This window comes from Polaromonas sp., from assembly GCF_036676035.1.
Lineage (GTDB): Bacteria > Pseudomonadota > Gammaproteobacteria > Burkholderiales > Burkholderiaceae_C > Polaromonas.
This window is the reverse complement of record NZ_JAKFDR010000002.1, coordinates 12,278-34,989: the sequence shown is the minus strand read 5'-3', so window position 1 is coordinate 34,989 and position 22,712 is coordinate 12,278. Positions and strand designations below refer to the sequence as shown.

Annotated in this window: 24 protein-coding genes; 14 read left to right on the top strand and 10 right to left on the bottom strand. The window is 64.4% G+C overall.

Annotated elements, in window-relative coordinates:
- Nucleotides 1-88 precede the first annotated feature (88 nt).
- Together V6M61_RS00350 and V6M61_RS00345 are read right to left on the bottom strand one after the other, a co-directional pair.
- Entirely contained in the window at nt 89-1,225 is a 1,137-nt protein-coding gene (locus V6M61_RS00350) for a PilT/PilU family type 4a pilus ATPase (RefSeq protein WP_332774561.1), read from the bottom strand.
- A 149-nt stretch (nt 1,226-1,374) separates the two neighbouring features.
- Nucleotides 1,375-2,418: a type IV pilus twitching motility protein PilT gene (locus V6M61_RS00345; protein WP_332774560.1), complete on the bottom strand. Its 1,044-nt coding sequence runs from the start codon at nt 2,416-2,418 to the stop codon at nt 1,375-1,377.
- 65 nt (nt 2,419-2,483) lie between these two features.
- On the opposite strand from V6M61_RS00345, the gene V6M61_RS00340 reads away from it, so the two are divergent.
- A complete protein-coding gene (locus V6M61_RS00340; RefSeq protein ID WP_332774559.1) occupies nt 2,484-3,191 on the top strand; it encodes a YggS family pyridoxal phosphate-dependent enzyme in 708 nt (235 codons plus the stop codon).
- 112 nt (nt 3,192-3,303) lie between these two features.
- Here the strand turns inward: V6M61_RS00340 and V6M61_RS00335 are convergent, their stop codons facing one another.
- The 3 genes from V6M61_RS00335 to V6M61_RS00325 all read right to left on the bottom strand — a co-directional run bounded on the left by V6M61_RS00335 (nt 3,304) and on the right by V6M61_RS00325 (nt 4,921).
- Entirely contained in the window at nt 3,304-3,864 is a 561-nt protein-coding gene (locus V6M61_RS00335; RefSeq protein WP_332774558.1) for a DUF3617 domain-containing protein, read from the bottom strand.
- 102 nt (nt 3,865-3,966) lie between these two features.
- Nucleotides 3,967-4,440, bottom strand: coding sequence for an Lrp/AsnC ligand binding domain-containing protein (locus V6M61_RS00330; protein WP_332774557.1), 474 nt, complete (start codon nt 4,438-4,440; stop codon nt 3,967-3,969).
- Nucleotides 4,441-4,495: 55 nt separating this feature from the next.
- Nucleotides 4,496-4,921 carry an Lrp/AsnC family transcriptional regulator gene (locus tag V6M61_RS00325; RefSeq protein WP_332774556.1) on the bottom strand — a complete coding sequence of 142 codons (426 nt, stop codon included), beginning with the start codon at nt 4,919-4,921 and terminating at the stop codon, nt 4,496-4,498.
- Between the two features lie 125 nt (nt 4,922-5,046).
- On the opposite strand from V6M61_RS00325, the gene V6M61_RS00320 reads away from it, so the two are divergent.
- The 8 genes from V6M61_RS00320 to V6M61_RS00285 all read left to right on the top strand — a co-directional run bounded on the left by V6M61_RS00320 (nt 5,047) and on the right by V6M61_RS00285 (nt 13,254).
- A complete protein-coding gene (locus V6M61_RS00320; RefSeq protein ID WP_332774555.1) occupies nt 5,047-5,235 on the top strand; it encodes a hypothetical protein in 189 nt (62 codons plus the stop codon).
- Between the two features lie 55 nt (nt 5,236-5,290).
- Nucleotides 5,291-5,503 (top strand): hypothetical protein, encoded by a 213-nt coding sequence (locus V6M61_RS00315; RefSeq protein WP_332774554.1) that lies wholly within the window; start codon nt 5,291-5,293, stop codon nt 5,501-5,503.
- A complete protein-coding gene (locus V6M61_RS00310; protein ID WP_332774553.1) occupies nt 5,503-6,267 on the top strand; it encodes an ABC transporter substrate-binding protein in 765 nt (254 codons plus the stop codon). Before V6M61_RS00315 ends, V6M61_RS00310 begins: the two co-directional genes overlap by 1 nt.
- Before the next feature lie 37 nt (nt 6,268-6,304).
- Nucleotides 6,305-7,093, top strand: coding sequence for an amino acid ABC transporter permease (locus V6M61_RS00305; protein WP_332774552.1), 789 nt, complete (start codon nt 6,305-6,307; stop codon nt 7,091-7,093).
- Nucleotides 7,094-7,170: 77 nt separating this feature from the next.
- Nucleotides 7,171-7,908 (top strand): amino acid ABC transporter ATP-binding protein, encoded by a 738-nt coding sequence (locus V6M61_RS00300; RefSeq protein WP_332774590.1) that lies wholly within the window; start codon nt 7,171-7,173, stop codon nt 7,906-7,908.
- Nucleotides 7,909-8,026: 118 nt separating this feature from the next.
- Entirely contained in the window at nt 8,027-9,433 is a 1,407-nt protein-coding gene (locus V6M61_RS00295) for a DcaP family trimeric outer membrane transporter (protein ID WP_332774551.1), read from the top strand.
- A gap of 106 nt (nt 9,434-9,539) precedes the next feature.
- Nucleotides 9,540-10,145, top strand: a complete 606-nt coding sequence (locus V6M61_RS00290; protein ID WP_332774550.1) for a MarC family protein — start codon at nt 9,540-9,542, stop codon at nt 10,143-10,145.
- Between the two features lie 121 nt (nt 10,146-10,266).
- The gene (locus tag V6M61_RS00285) at nt 10,267-13,254 is read left to right on the top strand and encodes an L-glutamate gamma-semialdehyde dehydrogenase (RefSeq protein WP_332774549.1); all 2,988 of its coding nucleotides are present in this window, start codon (nt 10,267-10,269) and stop codon (nt 13,252-13,254) included.
- A 9-nt stretch (nt 13,255-13,263) separates the two neighbouring features.
- On the opposite strand, the gene V6M61_RS00280 is transcribed toward V6M61_RS00285, so the two are convergent.
- The gene (locus tag V6M61_RS00280; RefSeq protein WP_332774548.1) at nt 13,264-14,475 is read right to left on the bottom strand and encodes an NAD(P)/FAD-dependent oxidoreductase; all 1,212 of its coding nucleotides are present in this window, start codon (nt 14,473-14,475) and stop codon (nt 13,264-13,266) included.
- Nucleotides 14,476-14,619: 144 nt separating this feature from the next.
- Between V6M61_RS00280 and V6M61_RS00275 the strand changes: the two genes are divergently transcribed.
- On the top strand, nt 14,620-15,483 hold the full coding sequence (locus V6M61_RS00275) for a patatin-like phospholipase family protein (RefSeq protein WP_332774547.1): 864 nt from the start codon (nt 14,620-14,622) through the stop codon (nt 15,481-15,483).
- Between the two features lie 34 nt (nt 15,484-15,517).
- Here the strand turns inward: V6M61_RS00275 and V6M61_RS00270 are convergent, their stop codons facing one another.
- Nucleotides 15,518-16,414 carry a recombination-associated protein RdgC gene (locus V6M61_RS00270; RefSeq protein ID WP_332774546.1) on the bottom strand — a complete coding sequence of 299 codons (897 nt, stop codon included), beginning with the start codon at nt 16,412-16,414 and terminating at the stop codon, nt 15,518-15,520.
- A 620-nt stretch (nt 16,415-17,034) separates the two neighbouring features.
- On the opposite strand from V6M61_RS00270, the gene amrS reads away from it, so the two are divergent.
- Together amrS and V6M61_RS00260 are read left to right on the top strand one after the other, a co-directional pair.
- Nucleotides 17,035-18,114 (top strand): AmmeMemoRadiSam system radical SAM enzyme, encoded by a 1,080-nt coding sequence (gene amrS / locus V6M61_RS00265; RefSeq protein WP_332774545.1) that lies wholly within the window; start codon nt 17,035-17,037, stop codon nt 18,112-18,114.
- 30 nt (nt 18,115-18,144) lie between these two features.
- Nucleotides 18,145-18,843, top strand: a complete 699-nt coding sequence (locus V6M61_RS00260; RefSeq protein ID WP_332774544.1) for a dienelactone hydrolase family protein — start codon at nt 18,145-18,147, stop codon at nt 18,841-18,843.
- Nucleotides 18,844-18,940: 97 nt separating this feature from the next.
- On the opposite strand, the gene V6M61_RS00255 is transcribed toward V6M61_RS00260, so the two are convergent.
- Both V6M61_RS00255 and V6M61_RS00250 read right to left on the bottom strand, forming a co-directional pair.
- A complete protein-coding gene (locus tag V6M61_RS00255; RefSeq protein ID WP_332774543.1) occupies nt 18,941-19,228 on the bottom strand; it encodes a GYD domain-containing protein in 288 nt (95 codons plus the stop codon).
- Nucleotides 19,229-19,367: 139 nt separating this feature from the next.
- Nucleotides 19,368-19,550, bottom strand: a complete 183-nt coding sequence (locus V6M61_RS00250; RefSeq protein WP_332774542.1) for a hypothetical protein — start codon at nt 19,548-19,550, stop codon at nt 19,368-19,370.
- 230 nt (nt 19,551-19,780) lie between these two features.
- Between V6M61_RS00250 and V6M61_RS00245 the strand changes: the two genes are divergently transcribed.
- Nucleotides 19,781-20,008: a hypothetical protein gene (locus tag V6M61_RS00245; RefSeq protein ID WP_332774541.1), complete on the top strand. Its 228-nt coding sequence runs from the start codon at nt 19,781-19,783 to the stop codon at nt 20,006-20,008.
- A gap of 111 nt (nt 20,009-20,119) precedes the next feature.
- On the top strand, nt 20,120-20,605 hold the full coding sequence (locus V6M61_RS00240) for an adenosine-specific kinase (protein WP_332774540.1): 486 nt from the start codon (nt 20,120-20,122) through the stop codon (nt 20,603-20,605).
- A gap of 181 nt (nt 20,606-20,786) precedes the next feature.
- On the opposite strand, the gene V6M61_RS00235 is transcribed toward V6M61_RS00240, so the two are convergent.
- Nucleotides 20,787-22,031, bottom strand: a complete 1,245-nt coding sequence (locus tag V6M61_RS00235) for a NupC/NupG family nucleoside CNT transporter (protein WP_332774539.1) — start codon at nt 22,029-22,031, stop codon at nt 20,787-20,789.
- Between the last annotated feature and the right edge of the window lie 681 nt (nt 22,032-22,712).

Genomic DNA, 22,712 nt, shown 5'->3' with positions numbered 1-22,712 from the left:
GACGGAGCGCAGCAACCGGAACGTACTTTCAGGTACGTGAGGATTGCGAGCACCGCCCAACGACGCATCAAGCCCGCGCAGCAGCCCTCTAAACGATGGCGAAGTGTTCGGTACCGGCGGCCAAGTCCGTCGACTTGGCCCGCTGCGAATTGAGCTTGATCTGCAGTCGCAGGTCATTGACCGAGTCGGCATTGCGCAGTGCGTCTTCGTAGCTGATCACGTGGCTTTCATAGGCATCAAACAGCGCCTGGTCAAAGGTCTGCATGCCCAGGTTGCGGCTTTTCTTCATGATCTCCTTGATCTCGGAGACCTCGCCCTTGAAGATCAGGTCGGAAATCAGCGGCGAGTTGAGCATGACCTCGACGGCCGCGGCGCGGCCCTTGCCATCCTGCTTGGGCACCAGTCGCTGCGAGATCATGGCCTTGAGGTTGAGGGACAGGTCCATCAGCAGCTGGGCGCGGCGCTCTTCGGGGAAGAAGTTGATCACGCGGTCCAGCGCCTGGTTGGCGCTGTTGGCGTGCAGGGTGGCCAGGCACAGGTGGCCGGTTTCGGCAAAGGCAATCGCGTGCTCCATGGTCTCGCGGTCGCGGATCTCGCCCATCAAAATCACATCGGGCGCCTGGCGCAGCGTGTTTTTGAGGGCGGCTTCCCAGCTGTCGGTGTCCAGCCCGACTTCGCGCTGCGTCACCACGCAGTTCTTGTGCGGGTGCACAAACTCCACCGGGTCTTCAATCGTGATGATGTGGCCATAAGACTGCTCGTTGCGCCAGTCCACCATGGCGGCCAGCGTGGTGGATTTGCCCGAGCCCGTGGCGCCCACCAGGATGCACAGCCCGCGCTTGGACATCACCACATCCTTGAGCACCTGCGGCACGCCCAGGCCGTCAATGGTGGGCAGCACGGCGGGGATGACCCGCAGCACCATGCCAACCTTGCCCTGCTGAACGAATGCATTGACGCGAAAGCGCCCCACGCCCGGCGGCGAAATGGCAAAGTTGCACTCCTTGGTGCGCTCAAATTCGGCAGCCTGCTTGTCGTTCATGATGGCGCGGGCCAGCGCCAGGGTGTGCCCGGCGTTGAGCGGCTGCGGCGACACCTTCGTGACCTTGCCGTCCACCTTCATGGCCGGCGGAAAATCCCCGGTGATGAACAGGTCGCTGCCATTGCGGGTGAGCATCAGCTTTAAAAGGTCATTGATGAATTTACTGGCCTGGTCGCGTTCCATGAACGGCTCCTTTAATCATTGATGCCCCACGCTTGTCACTTCGTGTACTGCGCTGCCCCCGAGGGGCCGCTGCGCCTGCGGCCCGGCGAAGCCGGTTCCGCGGCCCCTGCTTGCTGGGAGCAAGCCCGTGTTGCGAGTGTCGCCCATTTCTACCCCGGGAAGTTCTCAGGGATCTTGGCCTTGCCGCGCGCTTCGGCGGCAGAGATCACGTTGCGCTTGACCAGGTCCGTCAGGTTCTGGTCCAGGGTTTGCATGCCCACGCTGTTGCCGGTCTGGATCGATGAGTACATCTGCGCCACCTTGGCTTCGCGGATCAGGTTGCGAATGGCGCTGGTGCCCAGCATGATCTCGTGCGCCGCCACGCGGCCCTGGCCGTCCTTGGTCTTGCACAGGGTTTGCGAGATCACCGCCTGCAGCGATTCCGACAGCATGGCGCGGATCATTTCCTTCTCTTCGGCCGGGAACACGTCAATGATCCGGTCCACCGTTTTGGCGGCGCTGGAGGTGTGCAGAGTGCCGAACACCAGGTGGCCGGTCTCGGCGGCCGACATGGCCAGGCGAATGGTTTCGAGGTCGCGCATCTCGCCCACCAAAATCGCGTCCGGGTCTTCGCGCAGCGCGGACTTCAGCGCGGCGTTAAAGCTCAGGGTGTGCGGCCCGACTTCGCGCTGGTTGATCAGGCATTTCTTGGACTCGTGCACAAACTCGATCGGGTCCTCCACCGTCAGGATGTGGCCGTACTCGGTTTCGTTCAAAAAGTTGACCATGGCCGCCAGCGTGGTGGACTTGCCCGAGCCGGTGGGGCCGGTGACCAGCACCATGCCGCGCGGTTTCAGGGCCAGGTCGCCGAAAATCTTGGGTGCGTTGAGCTGCTCCAGCGTCAGGATTTTGGACGGGATGGTTCGCAGCACCGCGCCGGCGCCACGGTTGTGGTTGAAGGCATTGACGCGAAAACGCGCCAGGCCGTCAATCTCGAACGAGAAGTCGACTTCCAGAAACTCTTCGTAGGCCTTGCGCTGGGTGTCGTTCATGATGTCATACACCATGGCATGCACCTGCTTGTGGTCCAGCGGTTCGACATTGATGCGGCGGACATCGCCGTGCACCCGGATCATGGGCGGCAAGCCTGCCGACAAATGCAAATCAGAAGCCTTGTTCTTGACGCTAAAAGCCAGCAGCTGGGTAATGTCCATCCCGGGAATCCTTGGAAGTCGAGGTTAAAAGCCTGAGGGTTTGAGTCTGGGTTTACAGTTCGATTATGACCATGATTGTGCGCAATCTCCAGCTTGTCCGTGACCGCATTACCACGGCCTGCGTGGCCGCCGGGCGCAACCCTGCCAGCGTGCGCCTGCTGGCGGTGTCCAAAACTTTTGGCCCGGAGGCGGTGATGGCCGCCGTGTCGGATGGCCAGCGGCTGTTTGGCGAAAACTACATTCAGGAAGGTGTTGAGAAGATTGTTGCAGTGCGTAACCATGTGACTGGACTGTCCGGACCTTTGGAATGGCATTGCATCGGCCCGGTGCAAAGCAACAAGACCCGGCAGGTGGCCGAGCATTTTGACTGGGTGCAGTCGGTGGATCGCCTGAAAATCGCGCAGCGGCTCAGCGAGCAGCGCCCGGCGCATTTGCCGCCGCTGCAGGTCTGCCTGCAGGTCAATATCGACGGTGGCGCCAACAAGTCCGGCGTCGCCCCCGACGAGGCGCTGGCGCTGGCCGCCGAAGTCGCGGGCCTGCCGCGGCTGCGGCTGCGCGGCCTGATGTCCATTCCGGAGCCTGCTATCGATTTTGTAGCTGCCTGCGCAGTCCACGCCCGGGCCAAGGCCCTGTTTGACCAGATCAATGCAGCGGGTGTGTTGCCGCAGGCGATGGACACGCTCTCGATGGGCATGACGGCCGACCTGGAGGCGGCGATCCATGCCGGCAGCACCATGGTTCGCGTGGGCACCGCGATCTTCGGAAAGAGATAGGCCCCCACGGTCGCTCACTGCGTGTAGCTCCCTACCCCCCGAGGGGGCCGCTGCGCCTGCGGCCCGGCAAAGCCGGTTCCGCGGCCCCTGCTGGTGAAGAGAGCTCTTCGGTCTATTTTTTCGGAGAGGCGATGGGTTTGACGTTGCCGCAGTCCGCCGACAGCCATTTGCCCGAAGCGTCCATGTTCATCTTTTCGGCCTTGCCCTTGACCGTGGTGGTGGTCACCATCTTCATCGTGTAGGCGGTGTCGCTCACATAGGTGATCTGGCCCTCGCCGCTGGACGGTGGCTGGGCGCAGGTGTAGGCAAACTTCATGGTGTTGCCGCTGCGCGGTGAATGCGTGGTTTTGCAGTCGCCTTGCTGTTGCGCGGGCATTTCGTTGCGCTCGGCCATTTCCTTGGTCATGCACATCTTCACGCTCATGCCGCCGGCGCCGCCTTGGCCCATGGCCATGCCTTGTTTGCCCATCATGTCCTGCATCTGCTTGCGCTGTTCAGGCGGCATGCCGGCCATCTGCTTTTGCATGTCGGCCATGGCTTTTTCCATCTCGCCCGAGCCCGATTGCATTTTGTTGTGGATCTCCCACAAACCGGGCTTCATGGTTTGCGCGCTAGCGCCAGCGGCCATGGCCAGCGTGAGCGCGGCAGCCGTCAATGTGATGTTCGGGTTCATGGAAAGCTCCTCAAAAATATGATGGGGGGTGCCAAGTTGTGGTGCCACATTGTGATGTCAAACGGCCGGCAGATAAAGCTTTTTGACTTCCTTGCGAGACAGTTACAAAGGCAGTTGCGTGGTGTTTTTGACTTCTTCCATCACCGCATAGGTGCGGGTTTCGCGCACGCCGGGCAGTTGCCACAGCACCGTGCCGGCAAAGTGGCGGTAGGCGGCCATGTCGGCCATGCGGGTCTTGAGCAGGTAGTCAAAGCCGCCGGCCACCATGTGGCATTCCATGATTTCGTGGTGAACCTGCACGGCCGCCTTGAAGGCTTCAAAGACATTCGGCGTGGTGCGATCCAGCAGCACCTCCACAAACACCATCATGCCGGCGCCCAGCTTTAGCGGGTTCAGCCGGGCCTCGTAGCCCAGGATGTAGCCATCGCGCGTGAGGCGCTGCACGCGGGCCAGCACGGCCGTGGGCGACAGCGCCACGCTTTCGGCCAGTTTGAGGTTGGAGACGCGCCCGTCCTGCTGCAAAACATTCAGGATTTTCAGGTCAATGCGGTCGATGTCAATGCTTGGTTCGCTCATGCAATTCAATCAAGGCAGCCCTGGCGCCGGATTCGCGGACCCGTTGCAGCCACTTTCACGACAGCCGGTAGGTTTCGAGGTGGATGCTGGATTCCGTGTTGCTGATGCCCCGGATGAGGCGAATCCGCTCCAGCACCTTGGACAGCTCGGACAGATTTTGGGCCCGGAGTTCGGCCAGCAGGTCCCAGCGGCCATTGGTGTCATGCAGGATGGCGATCCCGGGCTCACCGAGCAGGCTGGCGATCACTTTGCGTGCTTCATTGCCTTCCACGGCAATGCTCATCCAGGCCTTGATCTCATTGGGTTGCGCATCCGGTCGCAGGCGCACGGTGTAGCCGACGATGATGCCGGCGTCTTCCAGCTTGGTGATGCGATTGGTGACCGTGCCACGCGACACCCCCAACTTCTGGGCCAGCGTGGCCACGTTCATGCGCGCATCCTTGCGCAAAAGAGAAAGCAATTGCTGATCGAGTGCATCCATTCTGCTATTTTGCCATTTTTTGATGGCGAATTGATAGAAATATGACAAAAAACTATCAATGTTGACGATTTCTATTGAAATGCCGCCTTGGGACACTGCTTTCATTCCAACAGAGCAAGCGCTTCATGAAACGTCCCTCGACCCCCGAAACCCAATTCCTGAGTGCGCAAGATGCCGCCCGTGTCGTTGACTACGAACCGCAGATCCGGATCAAAAGCGATGTGCAGCGGATGGGTCTGGCGCAACACCTGTCCCGGCGCAGGGTCTGCGATGACTTTGCCCTAGCCACCCCCTTCCTGCCGCTGGCCGCATGAGCCGCCGGGCCGTTCCCAAGGCGAATACCGCAGCGCATAGCGCGGAGGTTGCCCAATGAGCGCCCGCGCCACGGTGCAGGGTGTCTGCCTGAGCGGTGCGCCAACCGATGGGCGCCTCCGTCTCGATGGCGATTTCTCGACCTCCGACATCGTGGCCCACGTCCGCACGACCTTGGGCGGCGGGCTTACAGACCGGAAAGCACAGCGGCGCCAGCGCCACTTTTTAAAAATGAATTTCGACTGTTTTAACCATAAAAGGAGACTTTGATGAAACGATTCAAGATGTGGGCGCTGCTCGGCCTGACGCTGCTGGCGGCAATCACGGCACAGGCACGCAGCCTCGATGAGGTGAAGAAGGAGGGCAAGATCATCATTGCCACCGAAGGGCAGTTCGCGCCCTTTAATTACTTTCAGGGCTCAAAATTGTCGGGATTTGAGGTCGAGCTGGCTGAACTGGTGGCCAAAAAGATGGGAGTCAGCGTCGAATGGAAAGCCCTGGGCTTCGATGCGCTGCTGGCGGGTCTGCGCCAGGACCGCTGGGACTTGGTGATCGCGTCCCACGGTGTCACCGACGAACGGGCCCGGGCGGTGACGTTTGCGGACCCCCATTACTGTTCGGGCGGATCCATTGTGTCGCTCGACCCCGCGATTCGCACCGCCGCCGATTTGAACGGCAAGGTGATCTCGGTCCAGACCGGGACCACCTACCTCGAGAACGTCAAGAAGCTGACAGGCGTGAAGGAGGTCAAGAACTTCCCGCAGGACACCGATGCGCGCAGCGCCCTGGTGTCACGCCGCGTCGACGCCTGGGTGACCGACAAGTTTGTCGCGGCTATCGCGATTGCCGCCAACCCCGGTGCCGGCATGAAGCTGGGCGACTTTGTCTTCATCGAGCGCATCGCGGCCGCCGTCGGCAAGGGCAATGCGTCATTGGCGCAAGGCTACAACAAGGCGCTGGCGGACGTGCTGGCCGATGGCAGTTACACCGTGCTGTCGAAGAAGTACTTCAATGAAGACGTGCGTTGCAAGTAAGCGCATGCGGTCGCTCAGCTGGTTGCCGGAGAACCCCATGAAGTTTGTGTTTCCCCAATGGCCCGGTGACTGGAGCCGACAGCAGCGCAGCAGCGCGACCATGGTGCTGGCCACCGTGGTGCTGATGGTGGTGCTGTGGCTGATGGCCATCCCGCTGGCCCTCGCGCCCGAACCCATAGGCGCGAACGCGCAGTCCTTCGCCGAAGGCACTCGCGTCACGGTCCAGCTCACCGTGATCGCCGGGCTGGTCGGCATTGTCATCGGTGTGCTGGCGGCCCTGGGCAAGATATCACGGGTGCCGCCCCTGCGCTGGATTGCCTCGCTCTACATCTGGGTGGTGCGCGGCACACCGCTGCTGGTGCAGGTGCTGTTCGTCTTTCTGGCCTTGCCGACGCTGGTGCCGGCGCTGCAGCTGAGCGATTTCGCATCGGCCTGTGTGGCGCTGGCCTTCAACGCCGGGGCCTACAACGCCGAGGCCATCCGCAGCGGCCTTCTTGCCGTGCCCAGGGGGCAGATCGAAGCCGCCCGCTCCCTGGGGCTGTCGAGCTGGTACACCTTCATCGACGTGACTTTTCCGCAGGCTTTCAAGATCTCGCTGCCGCCGCTGGTCAACAACACGGTGGCCCTGCTCAAGGATTCGTCGCTGGCTTATGCGATCGGCGTGGTGGAACTGACCAATGTGGGCAACCGCATTCAGGCCGCCACCTTCCAGCCGCTGCCCACGCTGGTGACCACGGCGATCATCTACCTGGTGCTCACCACCGTGTTGACCCAGATCTCGGGCGCGGTGGAACGCCGCTACGACGTGGAAGGACGCCAGCCATGAGCGCCCGCGCAGAACCGCTTCAAGCAAGCTCGCGCCTCCTTGGGGGGCAGCCCGACATCGTCGGGCGTGGGGGCCACATGAGCGCCAGCCTGATCACCGTGGAGAAGGTTAACAAGCGGTTTGGCGCCCACCATGTGCTGCGCGACGTCTCCACGCATTTCGAGGCCGGCCAGGTCACCGTGATCGTCGGCGCCTCCGGTTCGGGCAAGAGCACGCTGCTGCGCATGCTCAACCGGCTGGAGCGGCACGACTCGGGCCGCATCCGGGTCGATGGCATCGAGGTGGATGACGACCTCACGCACCTGGACGCCTTGCGCCGCGAACTCGGCATGGTGTTCCAGCAGTTCAACCTGTTCCCGCACCTGACCGTGCTCGACAACGTGGCGTTGGCGCCGCGGCGGGTGCGCAAGACGCCGCGCAGCGAGGCCAGTGCCCAGGCGATGGAGCTGCTCAGGCGGGTCGGCATGGAAGCACATGCGCACAAGTACCCGTTTGCGCTGTCCGGCGGCCAGCAGCAACGCGTGGCGATTGCGCGGGCGCTGGCCATGCAGCCCAAGGTGATGCTGTTCGACGAGCCCACCTCGGCGCTGGACCCGGAAATGGTCAAGGAAGTACTGGATGTCATGAAACAGCTGGCCCAGTCGGGCATGACCATGATCATCGTCACGCACGAGATGGGCTTTGCCCGCGAAGTGGCCGATCGCGTGCTGTTCATCGACCAGGGGCAGGTGGCGCAGGACGCGCCGCCGGCCGAGTTCTTTGGCGCGCAGGCGAACCCCCGCATCCGGGCCTTTCTGGGGCAAGTGATCCGCTAGCCGGGGCACCGAGCCCCTCGACCCCCATCGACTCCGATCGACTCCGATCGACTCCCATCGGGCGCGCGCCGCGCGAACCCGCTGGTCAACTTCATCTGATTTTTTAACAGGAGACAACATGAAAAGATCTGCAATCACCCTGATGCTGCTGGCGTCCGGCACCCTCAGCCTGCCGGCCCTGGCCCAGACCCCGAAGGATTTCGAGGAACTGCGCCAGGACCTCCTGCGCTTGCGGCAGGAACTCAACCAACTCAAGGCCCAGCCGCCCGCCGCGCCCACGGCCAGCAGCGCCACCACCGAGCGCATCGAGCAATTGGAGCTCAAGCAAAAGGATGCGGTGGTGCTGGGTGACATTCCCGGCAGCTTCCGGCTGCCGGGTTCGGACACTTCGCTGCGCCTGTATGGTTTTGCAGAACTCAACGGCGTGCATGAGTTCAAGGGCGACAACTCGGGCAACGACTACTCGACATTTGCCCCGTACGCGCCTATCAATGGATCGACCACACGCACCGGCCAGACCTACCTGCATGCACGCACGTCCCGCATCGGCATCGAAGCCTCCACCCCGACCCCCTACGGTCCGCTGGCGGTGAAGGTCGAGGGGGACTTCAACAATGAACCCCGCACCGGCAACAGTGCCGTGTATGGAACGGTCGGCAACATCTATACCCAGCAGGCGTCCAACTCCTACAACTTCCGCCTGCGCCACGCCTACGGCCAGTTTGGCGGGCTGCTGGTCGGGCAGACCTGGTCGACGTTCATGGACGTCGACAACTCGCCGGAGACGGTGGATTTCAATGGCCCGATCGGCTCGACCTTCATTCGCCAGCCACAGGTCCGCTATGCCTACAACACCAAGGACATGGGCACGTTCACGGTGGCGGCCGAAAATTCGGCGAGCTACGTGCTTGACAACACGGGTGTGGTGACACCGGCCGGCTTTTCCCGGGTGCCGGACTTCATCGCCCGCTGGGACAAGAGCTTCGGCTGGGGCGCGATGAGCCTGCGCGGGGTGAGCCATGAGCTGCGCATCAACGACGGCGCCGGGGTCAATGTGTCCCGGCGTGGCAGCGGCTTGGGCGCGACGGCCCTGGTCAAGATGCGTGACGCCAAGGACTTCGCGAGCTTTGCGCTGACCTATGGCAAAGGCATCGGGCGTTATCTCAACTACATCGAAGGCGCCATCCACGACCCGGCGGCGAACGACATTCTGCTGGAAAAGGCGCTGGGTGTGGTGGTGGGCTACCAGTACAAGGCGAGTGACACCTTGCGCGCCAATTTCGTGCTGGGCTGGCAGAAGAACTACGACAACGCCTACACCGCCTTTGCCCGTGCCAACGGCCTGGACACGGGGCAGTTCGGCATCAATCGCAGCGTTTATCAGGCGCACCTGGGCTTTATCTACAACCCGATCAAGAACGTGGACTTCGGCGCCGAGTATGTGTTTGGCCAGCGCAAGACGCTGAGCGGCCAAAAGGGTGATTTGTCGCGTGTGAACCTGTCTGCGAAGTACTACTTCAACTGAGCGGAACGCGGGCCGTGCGCGCCCGCCCGGTGGGACGGGCGGCGCGCCGGTCCTGCTGCGCGGGTTGCGGTACTAGATTCCGACCCCATCCTGAACGGAGCCTGCCGTGCAACATGACTTCTTCTCGGCCTTGATCGTCCTGCTGATCGTGCTTGACCCGCTGGGCAACGTGCCGGTGGTGCTGAGTCTGTTGCGCGATGTGCCGGGGCACCGCCGTGTCCGCATCATCACGCGCGAGTGCCTGTTTGCCATGCTGGTCCTGCTGGTCTTCATGGTGACCGGCGATCGGCTGCTGCACGCCATGCGATTGACCGATGCGTCGCTGGAGATCGCTGGCGGAGTGATCCTGTTCCTGATTGCGATGGGCATGGCCTTCCCAGGCATGGGTGTGAGCTTTTCCGACCCTGATCAGGGCGGGGAGCCGCTGCTGGTGCCGCTGGCCATTCCCATGATCGCCGGCCCGTCGGCGCTGGCCACCGTGCTGCTGCTGGCCGCCCGCCAGCCCGACCGGGGCTGGACCTGGGCGGCCGCGATCGGCCTGTCGATGGGGCTGGTCTGGCTGGTCCTGCTGTCGGCCAGCACCCTGGCGCGGCGGCTCGGGAAGTCGGGCCTGGTCGCGCTGGAACGCCTCATGGGTCTGCTGCTGTCGGCGATGGCCGTGGACATGCTGATTTCCGGACTGCGCCGTGCCTTTCCGGGCGTGGCGGGGTGAACAGGGTGCCTGGTGGTTGGATGGGGCTAATTTTTATCTGATAAATCAACAAAATATAGTGAATAAATCTATATTGCTTAATTAATCATAGATGTATTGTCTTTAATACATGGAGATCATCATGCGTTTGCCTTTTCCTTACCGGCCCGAAGACCAGGTCGTTTCCAGCCGCCTGAAATCGCTGGAAGGCGCGCTCGACTGGGCCGCTGCCGCCCATGCCGCCCGTCCCTGGGTGCAGGCCGTGCGCGACAACCCGCCGCCGTTCTGGGCCATGGAAAGCCTGCTCAAGGAGTACCCCATCTCCAGCGCCGAAGGCCTGGCCCTGATGCGGCTGGCCGAAGCCCTGCTGCGCGTGCCGGACGCCGAGACCGCGATTGCCCTGACCGCCGACCAACTGGGGCGCGCCGATTTCGACGCGGCCGGCGATGGCGTGCTGCAGCGCCTGTCCTCGTCGGCGATTGCCATGTCCAAGAAGTTTTTGCCCCCTTCGGCAGGCTCGGGACAAGCTGACCATGAGCCCGGTCTGATGGCCAAGCTGGGCGCACGCACCGTGGTGGCCGCGACGCTGCGCGCCGTGCAGCTGCTGGGCCGGCAGTTTGTGCTGGGGCAGACGATTGGCGATGCCATGGCCGAGGCCGATGACGCCCGCAAGAAAATTGCCAATCTGCGTTTCAGCTATGACATGCTGGGCGAGGGCGCACGCACCGATGCCGACGCGCTGCGCTATCTCGACAGCTACATGAATGCTATCAAATCAATAGCTTCTCGTGCAAATGTGACGGCGACTACCGAGCAAAACGATGGTATCTCCATCAAGCTCAGCGCCTTGCACCCGCGCTACGAAGACGCGCAGCATGCGCGCGTGATGGCCGAGCTGGTGCCGCGCGTCTGGGGGCTGTGCGAACTGGCCGCCCAGGCCAATATCAACCTGACGATTGACGCCGAAGAGGTGGACCGGCTCGAGCTCTCGCTCGATGTGTTCGAGGCGCTGGCCGCCCAGGTGGCGCGGCACTACCCGCAGTGGCAGGGCTTTGGCCTGGCCCTGCAGGCCTACCAGACGCGTGCGCTGGAGCTGATTGCCCACATCACCGCGATCGCCCGCAAATACCGCTTGCGCCTGATGTGCCGGCTGGTCAAGGGCGCTTACTGGGATTCGGAAATCAAGCGCGCGCAGGAGCTGGGCCTGCCGCACTACCCGGTGTTCACGCACAAGCACCACACCGATGTGTCTTACCTGGCCTGCGCGCGCGCGCTGCTGGACGCACCCGACGCGATCTACCCGCAGTTCGCCACGCACAACGCGGGCACCATTGCCGCGATTTTGCAGATGGCGGCGCGCAATGGTTCGAGCTTTGAGTTGCAGCGCCTGCACGGCATGGGCGAAGGCATTTACCGCGAGGTGCTCAAAAACCCGCTGATCAGCTGCCGCGTCTATGCGCCCGTCGGTGCGCACCGCGACCTGCTGGCCTACCTGGTGCGGCGCCTGCTGGAAAACGGTGCCAACTCCTCGTTTGTGCACCAGCTGGCCGACGAATCGGTGGGCATGGACGAACTCTTGATATCGCCGCTGCGGCTGGAGCCCCAGCCCTCGCTGCCCTTGCCGCTGGCGCTTTACGGCGCGAGCCGCCAAAACAGCGCGGGGCTGGACCTGACGGTGCACGCCATGCGCGCGCCGCTGCTGGCGGCCCTGGAAACGGTCCGGGTGCCGGTGGTGCCGGAGTTTGATGCCAAATTGGCCGCTGAAGCTATACAAATTGGCGTGAGCAGCTATCAAAAATGGAGCAAGCAGCCGGTGGCCGAGCGCGCCGCCATCCTGCGCCGGGCGGCCGATGCGCTGGAGCAGCAGATGCCGAAGTTCTGCGCGCTGCTGGTCAAGGAAGCCTTCAAGACCTGGGGCGACGCGGTGGCCGAAGTGCGCGAGGCGGTGGATTTTTTGCGCTACTACGCGCTCGAGGCCGAGCGCATCATGGCGCCCATCAGCCTGCCCGGGCCCACCGGCGAAACCAACGAGCTACGCCTGACCGCGCGCGGCGTCTGGGTCTGCATCAGCCCCTGGAATTTCCCGCTGGCGATTTTTACCGGCCAGGTCGCCGCCGCGCTGGCCACCGGCAACACGGTGCTGGCCAAGCCGGCCGAGCAGACGCCCGGCGTGGCCTGGGAGGCCGTGAAACTGCTGCATGAGGCCGGCGTGCCGCCCGAGGCGCTGCAACTGCTGCACGGCCCTGGCGAGACCGTGGGCGCCGCACTGGTGGCAGCAAAGCAGGTGGCCGGCGTGGTGTTCACCGGCTCCACCCAGGTCGCCAAGATCATCCAGCGCGCGCTGGCCGCCAAGGACGGCCCCATCGTGCCGCTGATTGCCGAGACCGGCGGCATCAACGCCATGCTGGTCGACTCCACTGCGCTGCCCGAGCAGGTGGCCGACGCCGTGGTGCAAAGCGCCTTCCGCTCTGCCGGCCAGCGCTGCTCGGCGCTGCGCCTGCTGTGCGTGCATGAGGCCATCGCCGACGGCGTGATTGAAATGATCCAGGGCGCCGCGCAGGAACTGGTGGCCGGCCAGCCTTCCGAGCTGAGCACCGACGTCGGCCCGGTGATTGACCGCGAAGCCTTTGACAACATCCGGCAACACGTTCAGCGCCTGACTACAGAGTCAAAAGCACTGCTGGCCGGTACCAAATCTGCGCCGACAGCTATTAAATCGGTAGCAAATATCGTTCCGCCGAGTGCCTTTGAAGTAGCCAGCCTGGCCGGCGTCAAGGAGGAAATCTTTGGTCCGGTGCTGCAAATCGTGCGCTGGGGCAGCGGCGCGCTGAAGGAGCCGGAAGCGGTGATTGGGCAGATCAACGCCCTCGGCTACGGCCTCACGCTGGGCATCCAGACCCGCATCGACTCGCGTGCCCAGGCGCTGGCGGCGGGGGCGCATGTGGGCAACATCTACATCAACCGCAACATGATAGGCGCGGTGGTCGGCGTGCAGCCGTTTGGCGGCGAAGGCCTCTCCGGCACCGGCCCCAAAGCCGGCGGGCCGCACTACCTCTACCGCTTCTGCGCGGAGCAAACCGTCACGGTCAACACCACGGCGGCCGGTGGCAATGTGGCCTTGCTGGCGTAAGGCGCAGGCCTAGGCCACCAGCGCCTTGAGCAGCCCGCGCCACGAAAAAAGCTCGCCGGGCTCGCCTGACTCGGCCAACAGTCCCTCCAGCTGCGCCTTGGCGTAGCGTCCGCGGCGCGCGCGGGCGGCGATGAAATCGCAGGCCGCCGGGTGGGACAGCCACCGCTGCGCCGTCTCATAGGCCGCGAAGCGGGGCGCCAGGGTCTCGGTCAGCGATTGCTGGTAAGCCGGGACCAGTGTCGTGGCGGTGAACTTGCCGCCAAAGAAGTCCAAGGCGTGCTCGGCGGCGAGCATCCCGGTTTCCAATGCCTTGCCAATGCCTTCGCCGCTGAACGAGTAGGTGCTGCCCGCCGCCTCGCCCGCGACCAGCAGGCCGGGGCGTGCCAGGCGCGCGCCCTTCAGCGCTGTGCGCAGCGGCGCCCCCTTGAGCTCTCCCAGCGGTGCTGCCTCGGCGAGCAGCCGGCGCGCCAGCGGGAAGCGCTCCACGAAGGATGCAAACACCTGCCGCACGTTCCCGACGGCGGGGCGGCGTGGCGCATCGAAGAAATAGCCGGCGCCGACATTGAACACGCCGTTGGGGCCGGGAAAAATCCAGCCGTAGCCGGGGCAGATGCTGCGGTCGAAGGAAATGCACAGGGCGTCGAGTTCGCGCGCCAGCGTCTCGCTGTGGAAATAGCCGCGCACGGCGATCCCGCTCGCTTCCTTGCGCTCGCAGACGCCGGCGAGTTCCAGCGGCGCACTGGCGGCGCCGGTGGCGAGCAGCAAGAGCTCGGCGCGAATGGTGGTCTCGGTGCGGTCCCCGGGCGCCTTGAAGCAGGCGCCGTGCAGGGCGCCGTCCGACTCCATGAAGCGGGCAAGGCGCAAGGGTGCAAGAAACCTCGCCCCGGCCGCCACCGCGGCAGCGCGCAGCGCATCGTCGAGCCGCAGCCGCGGCAGGCTGGCGAGTTGGCCGTCGAGTTCCACATGGCTGCCGTTGGGCGCGAAAATGCGCACGCGTTGCAGCGGCCGCGCTGCCGACAGCACCTCGCGTGCCAAGCCCAGCCTGTCCAGCGCCCGCAGCGCGTCGGGGATGAGCGCGTCGCCGCACACCTTGTCGCGCGGGAAGCGGGATTGGTCCACCAGGACCGTGTCGATTCCCGCCCGCGCCAGCGTCATCGCCGCAGCGCAGCCGGCCGGGCCGGCGCCTATGACCAGGACTTGCGCCGCGTGATCGGAATTCACCTCGTTGCCTCCCGTCAAAGATTCAGGATCTGCGCTTGACCGCTTTACGTTGGGCTTCGAGTTCAATGGTAGCCCGAATGGTCCGTTCGGGGCTACGATACTTGCATTCAGGCGCTTGAATTTCCTACCCGTTCACATAGCCCCATGGACAAGAGCACGAACCAAGCCACAGCCCTGGTGCTGGCCGGCGGCGGCAGCTTCGGTGCTGTGCAGGTCGGCATGCTGCGCGCGCTGGTCGCGCACGGCATCGCGCCCGATCTGGTGATCGGCTCCTCCGTGGGCGCGATCAACGGCGCCTACTTCGCCGGCGCGCCCAACGCGGACGGCGTCGCGCGGCTCGAAGCGATCTGGCGCGGCCTGCGCCGCAGCGAGGTCTTCCCTATCGCCTGGCGCGGCGTCTTGCGACTGCTGGCTAACGGCAGCGGTGCCGTCGATTCCTCAGGGCTGCGCCGCATTCTTGAACAATGCCTGCCGTACCAGACCTTCGAACGCGCCACCGTGCCCCTGCATGTGGTGGCCACCGATCTGCTCGACGGCGGCACGGTACGGCTGTCCAGCGGCCCGGTGGTCGACGCGGTGCTCGCGAGTTGCGCGATTCCCGCTGTGTTCTCTCCGGTACGCATCGGCGAGCGCTACCTGATCGACGGGGCGATCGCCAGCAACACGCCGGTCAGCGTCGCGGTTGAACTTGGCGCGAGGCGCGTGATCGTGCTGCCCACGGGCTTCGCCTGCGCGCTTGAGTCACCGCCGCGCGGCGCCATCGCCAGCGCGCTGCACGCGGTCACCCTGCTGATCGCGCATCAGCTGGTCATGGAGGTCGAGCGCTACCGCGAGCAAGCCGAGATCATCACCGTGCCGCCGCTGTGCCCGCTGGCGTCCTCGCCCTACGACTTCTCCCGGGCCGGCGAGCTGATCGAGCGTGCGGCCGACCAGACGCAGCACTGGCTCGAACGCGGCGGCCTCACGCGCCAGCGGATCCCCTCTGCGCTACTGGCGCACAGCCATTGAATCCAGCCCTCTGGCCCCCTGCTCAACCAGGACCTCACCCCAGCACCACCTCACCGCCCAAGGCCTCCATCAACTCGGGAATCAGCCGGCTCATCTCCCCGGTCGCAATCGCGGCATCGGCATCGAATCCATCGTCTTCCTGGGCCGCAGCGCCTTCGAATACCACGTCCAGAAACGCGAGCTTCTTGAGCTGCATGCTCTCGGTCAGCAGGAAGGACACGCGGTCGTTCCAGGTCATGGCCAGCTTGGTCGGCAGCTTGCCCGCTGCAATGTGTTGCCGCACCTCGTCGATGTCGAGCGGGTGCTTCGAATACTTCACGGCCGCCTTGGACTCGTCGCTCGCCTTGAGCTCGCACTCGCGGTCCACGCTGAAGCCTGCGGGCGGTTCCTGGCTGGTCAACCACTGCGACATGGCGGCCGCGGCCGAACTGGTGGTTTGCAGTGGGGTCACGGCCATGCCGTCCAGCGACTTCACCAGGCAGGTCACCACTTCGTCGGCCTTGGCCTGGCTGGCGGCGTCGATCACCAGCAGTTGGGCCGCCGGGGCTATCCAGACGGTGACCGAGGCCTGCTTGCTGAAGGCCATAGGCAGCAGCACCAGTTTGGCGTCTTCCTTGATTTCCCGGGTTTCCTTCTTGCCGGGCTTGCGGCCCTCGGTGGCTTCGATCTGGGCCAGCCGCTCCTGGACTTTGCGCTTGACCACGCCCGCGGGCACGGCCTTGCTCTCGATCATGAGCTTCAAAATCCAATGCCCGCCGACCGCCTCGACCAGGGCGCCATGGGCTTCGCCGCGCGGCGCGATCCAGCCCACCGATTTTTCCTGGGTGGCCCCACATTCGACGAAGCGGGCCTGGGCCAGGCCGTCTTCCACCTGCGCCACGGAAGGGGCCCAAGCGGCCCCGATGCGATACACCATCACGTTCTTGAACACGAACACCCTTTGCTGATTGTTGATTGGGCTGCTGATTGTCGGCGCAAGCCGGCCTGTATCTTCGCCGCCGCCACGGCCTGCGCCACCCGGGCTTCAGGTCAAGCTGAGAAATGCTATTGTTTTGATAGCTAATGACGCTTGATAATCGTGGGCGCAGTGCCGATTTGGCTCCGAACCCGGCCGCAAACCACCGCCGCGCCGCTCACACAACTTTACAAACCATCACCCGCGGGCCATGGGGCTGCAGGGCTTGCCGCTGTCTCGCACAAACCATGTTTCGAAAACGGGAATCGGCGCTTGCCGGATGGGCCAAGGGCTACGATATTTACACTTAGACGGTTGAACCTAGAAACCGCAGTTGACCGCTCATTAACCGCTGGCAAGATCGCATGAACACACACTTATTCGCTCACGCGCGAGTTCATCTTGTGGGTGACAGCGCTACGCACCCGATTGAGCCGCCCTGGCGCGCGCTGGCGGCGTTGCTCCTCCTTGCGGACAGGAGTCCGCAGCGTCGTCACGCCTTGCCAGCCCACCCCATGGCGGCCCACTCGGGCGCGTCCAACTGCGGTTTCTAGGTTGAATTTCCTATCCGTGGTGGCCACAAGGAGAGGAATGCAATGGACTACCCGGGACGCTATTGGCACATGCTCGACGATGGCCGCATCCAGTGCGACCTCTGTCCGCGCGACTGCCGGCTGCACGAGGGCCAGCGCGGCGCCTGTTTCGTGCGCCAGCGCACCGGCGACCGCATGGTACTCACCACCTACGGCCGCAGCTCGGGCTTTTGCATCGACCCGATCGAGAAAAAACCGCTCAACCACTTCTATCCGGGATCGAGCGTATTTTCCTTCGGCACCGCGGGCTGCAACCTCGCCTGCAAGTTCTGCCAGAACTGGGATATCTCCAAGTCGCGCGAGATGGACACGCTGATGGACCGGGCGAGCCCCGAGACGATCGCGCGCACCGCCGCCCGGCTCGGCTGCAAGAGCGTCGCCTTCACCTACAACGACCCGGTGATCTTCGCCGAGTACGCGATGGACGCGGCCGACGCCTGCCACGAGCAGGGACTCGCCGCCGTCGCGGTCACCGCCGGTTACATCCACGACCAGCCGCGACGCGAGTTCTACGCCAAGATGGACGCGGCCAACGTCGATCTGAAGGGCTTCACCGACGATTTCTACTTCCGCCTGTGCGGGGCCAGGCTGCAGCCGGTGCTCGACACGCTGGTCTATCTCAGGCACGAGACCGAGGTCTGGTTCGAGATCACGACCCTGCTGATCCCCGGCAAGAACGATTCGGACCCGGAGATCGAGGCCGAATGCCGCTGGATAGCGCGCGAGCTCGGCACCGACGTGCCGCTGCACTTCACCGCCTTCCATCCGGATTACAAGATGTTGGACACGCCGCCGACACCGCCGGCGACCTTGACGCGGGCGCGCGAGATCGCACTCGCCAACGGCCTGCAGTACGTCTACACCGGCAACGTGCTGCACGACCGCGAGGGCGGCACCACCTTCTGCCACGGCTGCGGCGAACCGCTGATTGTGCGCGACTGGCACGAGATCCGCGCCTACGAAGTGACCGCCGGCGGCTGCTGCGGCCATTGCGGCACGGCGATCCCCGGCCGCTACGCGGCTTCCCCGGGTCAGTTCGGCCGGCGGCGGATCCCGGTGCGCGTGCATGCGCACAAGGCGTGAGGCCGGTGGCTCAATATTCCGAGTGAAAACATGCGGCAACAAGAGATCACGGCAAACATCCCGGCCGGCCAGGCGCGGCTGCCGGGCACGCTGACCCTACCGGACAATCCCCGCGGCGTGGTCGCGGTCGCGCATGGCAGCGGCAGCAATCGCCTCTCCGCGCGCAACACCTATGTTGCCGGCCTGCTGCAGCGCGAGGGCATCGCCACCCTGCTGTTCGACCTGCTGACGAGCCAGGAAGACCAGCACCCCGACGCGCGTTTCAATATCGAGCTGCTCGCGCAGCGCCTGCTGGTGGCCACTGCCTGGCTCAAGGAACGGCCGGAATGCGCGGGCCTGGCACTCGCTTACTACGGTGCCAGCACCGGCGCGGCGGCCTGCATCTGCGCGGCGGCCGAGCTGGGCGACGAGGTTCGCGCCATCGTCTCGCGTGGCGGCCGTCCTGATCTCGCCGGCCCCGAGTCGCTGGGGCGCCTGGTCAGCCCGACGCTGCTGATCGTCGGCGGCGACGACCACGTGGTGCTGCAGCTCAACCGCCAGGCGTACGCGCTGATCGGCAGTGAAAACGGCCGGCCAGGCGGCTGCGAGAAAGAGCTCGCCATCGTGCCCGGCGCCTCCCATCTGTTCGAGGAGCCCGGCACGCTCGAGCAAGCGGCGCACCACGCCGTGCATTGGTTCAACCGCTGGTTCGGTCGGACGGCGCCCCAGGATCCCCGCTCAGCAGGCTGATCAGCTCCTCGTTTCCCCCTCCGCCATGCCCGCTCCCTGGCCTCGATTCAGGCTCCGGTGATGTTTCGTCTTCCCAAGGAGGATGAGGGTTTGCCTGCTACAGCGTACCGAGGAACTCGTTCCACGGTGTGCCTTGCAGGGTTTCGGTCGTCGAATGCCCGTAAGCGCGGATGATCATGGCGGCTTTCTCAACCTGCTTGATGTCACTCGCCTCCACGATATCGACCACATCGAAGCGCCCCAGCGTGGCGTAGCTTTCCTTCCAGGTGACGCCGGGGCATCCGCTCTTGATTTTCTCGGCCACTGTCGCGGCCAACTGTTTGAATTCGCCCGGATCGCGGAATGCGTCCGGAGAGAAACGGCTGAGAATCACGTAACTTGCCATGGAACACCTCCGTTGTGCTGTGGTGAGCGCACTCGCAGGACCGTGCGCAGGGCACGGGAGCCATCCCGGCAAACGGGGATGGGCCCCGTAAATTTCATTATAGGAAGCGCTCGCCAAAATGAGGTCAGTTTTTCGCCATTCACTGGGAACGGTCCGGCCGCGACGCCATGGCGGTCAGCGCAGCCTGCAGTCCCATCACGACTCGCGCCAGGGCTGCCTGGAACACGTTGCGTTCGCCGATCTCGCCCGCCAGATGGCGAACGTGGGCCTGCAATCGCCCGGTCAACGCGGCCAGGTCCGACGTCTGGTTCGCTGCGGGCACTGCGGGGGCGGTATGGAACGTGGATGGCTCATGAAGTTGGCGGCCACGCTGGGCAAGGCCAGCGTCGGCAACGCGACCCCAAATAAAGCCATGCTGTCATTCTGAGCGCAGCGAAGAATCTTGCCAGCATACCGAGATCCTTCGCTGCGCTCAGGATGACAAGGTATGTCGCACTACTTTCGGACTGCTGAGTAATGCAGCCTGAAACGGTATGCGTTTATTATGAAGCGATGGGGATTCGTGTGGAGTGCTATGCCGGCTACCGCGGCGAACAAGAGCCGCGCGCCTTTCATCTCGGCGAGCGTCGCATCGAGGTGAAGGCCATCCTGGACCGGTGGCTTGCGCCGGACCACCGCTACTTCAAGGTACAGGGGGATGACGGCAACACCTACATCCTGCGCCACGATGAAGCATCGGGCGAGTGGGAGATGACGATGTACAGCGCGCGGGGCCTGTGACGCTGTCTGCAAGCCGCTCCGCAGAAAACCAGGTTTCGCAAACGGGAATCGGCGCTTGCCGGATGGGCCAAGGGCTACGATACTTGCACTCAGGCAAAGCAGGAGTTCGCCATGCAACTCATCACTGTGAAAATCGACAAGCCGGAAGCGACCAACTTCATTCTGGGCCAGACGCACTTCATCAAGTCGGTCGAGGACATCCACGAAGCGCTGGTGGCCGCCGTGCCGGGCATCAAGTTTGGGCTGGCCTTTTGCGAAGCCTCCGGCAAATGCCTGGTGCGATGGTCGGGCACCGATCCCGCCATGATCGAACTGGCCCAAAGCAACGCAAAAGCCCTGTCTGCCGGCCATAGCTTCATCATTTTCCTCGGGGACGGCTTCTACCCGCTGAACGTGTTGAACACCGTCAAGATGGTGCCGGAGGTCTGCCGTATTTTCTGCGCAACAGCCAACCCAACCGAAGTGATTCTTGCAGAGACGGAGCAGGGGCGCGGCATCCTGGGCGTGGTGGACGGCTTTCCTCCCCAAGGGATCGAGGACGAGGGCGACATCGCGTGGCGCAAGAATCTGTTGCGACAAATCGGCTACAAGCTTTGATTGAAGAACAGCCGCACCCAAGCCCTGGCCCCACCCGACGGGCTTGAGTTCGTGACTGGGGAGCGGAGATGCCCTGATCATGGCCGAGCGCGAGATCGCGGTCCAGCGTGGGGTGTATGCCCACAGCATGGAAGTGGTCTGGGGTGCGGGGCGCCGGCGCCGCGACCGCGCCGCGAAAGAATCAGACCAGCAGCCCGACCATCGCCGCCGTGATGCAGGTGGCGAGCAAGCCCGCGCCGATCGACTTCAGGCCCAGCTGCGCGACTTCGCCGCGCCGCTGCGGCGCCACCATCGCGCCCATGCCGCCGAGCATGATGCCCAGGCTTCCGAAGTTGGCGAAGCCGCACATCGCGTAGGTGAGCAGCAGCCGGCTGCGCGGCGCCAGCGCCTCGGGCGGCATCCGTGCCATGTCGAGGTAGGCCAGCAGTTCGTTGAGCACGACCTTCTTGCCGAGCAGGCTGCCGGCGGCGACCGCCTCGCTCCACGGCACGCCGACCAGCCACGCGAGCGGCGCGAACAGCCAGCCGAAGATGCGCTCCAGCGCCAGCGGTGCGCCGGCGATCGCGGGCAGCGTGCCCAGCAGCGCGTTGGCCAGCGCCACCACCGCAACGAACACCACCAGCAGCGTGACGATCGACAGCAGCAACTGCAGTCCTTCCTGCGCGCCGCGCGTGAGCGCGGCCACGCTGTTGGGGTCCTCGCGCGGCAGCTCCACGCGCCCGTCGTCGGCCAGCGGCCCCGGCACCATCAACGCCGCGACCGCGATCGCCACCGGCGTGGCGGCAAACGAGGCCACCAGCAGGTGCGACAGCGCCCCCGGCACCACGGGGCCCAGCACGGTCGCGTACAGCACGAGCACCGTGCCGGCGATGGTGGCCATGCCGCAGTTCATCACGATGAACAGTTCGCCGCGCGACATACGGGCGATGTAGGGCTTGACAAACAGCGGCGCCTCGACCATGCCGACGAACACGTTGACCGCCGCCGACACGCCGACCGCGCCGCCGATGCCCATCGTCCGCTGCAGCAGCCAGGCGAACGCGCGCACGATGGCCGGCAGGATGCGCCAGTGAAACAGCAGCGCCGACAGCGCCGCCACCACCAGCACCAGCGGCAGCGCGCGCGTCGCCAGCACAAAACTCGAGCCGGGCCCGGTTTCAGCGAACGGCAGCGGCGCGCCGCCGAGGTAGCCGAACACGAACGATGTGCCGGCGATGGTGGCGACCGCGAGCTGGTTGGCCGCGTCGTTCAGCGCGTCCAGCGCGCGCTGCAGCGGCGGCAGTTTCAGCAGCGCGGCGGCGAGCACGAAACCCAGTGCCAAGCCGGCCACCACCGGCCGCCACGCGATCGCGCGCCGGTTCTCCGACGCGAGCCACGCCAGCAGCAGCAACCCGCCGAGCCCCACCGCCTGATGCAGCAACTGCATGACCGGCTCCCCCGGGAACCGCGGCACTGTGCATCAGTCGTCGCGGTGCGGCAAGCGCCGCGACGCGCCTGTCAGCGCAACGTCGCAATGTCCCCTTCGTGCAAAGTAGAAGGTAAGCAATCGGATGGACGCCCCACCCTCAATGGCATCGCGATGCGCCACAGTGGCGCTGCGTAGCAAGCACTTGCCACTTGAACAGACAGGAGCGTTCGACAGCAAGGGTACAACAGCAGGCATTGATCTGGCAAGAACGAGTCTTGTCTGTGGGGTATGTCCACAGCATGGACGAGATCCGGGGTGCGCGGCAAGCAGCGAGCCACGACAGGCATGACGCTTTGAGTGCACGGATGGATGCGGCGTGATCCCCGTGGCCGGCAACCGCCCCGTCGCGGCTGGCCTTTGCCTGAGGCTGGTCATCGGCGGGTTACGACCCGTTGCAGTCATCGATGATTCAGATATGAAGGACTGGATTGCAGCAGCGGTCTTTCGGCAGCCTCCCTCACATGGGGGATGGTCAAACCACAACGTTTAGTCGAGAATCGCTCCAAATGCGGAACGAGCCATTTCTTACAAGTTGCCGGGTTTGTCGCTATTTTTAATGGAGCAAACTATCCATGCGGGGCAAGCCTAAATGCCAGTTTTTGTAGTTGATGTCGCCACGTTATACCGCAGCACCTTGCG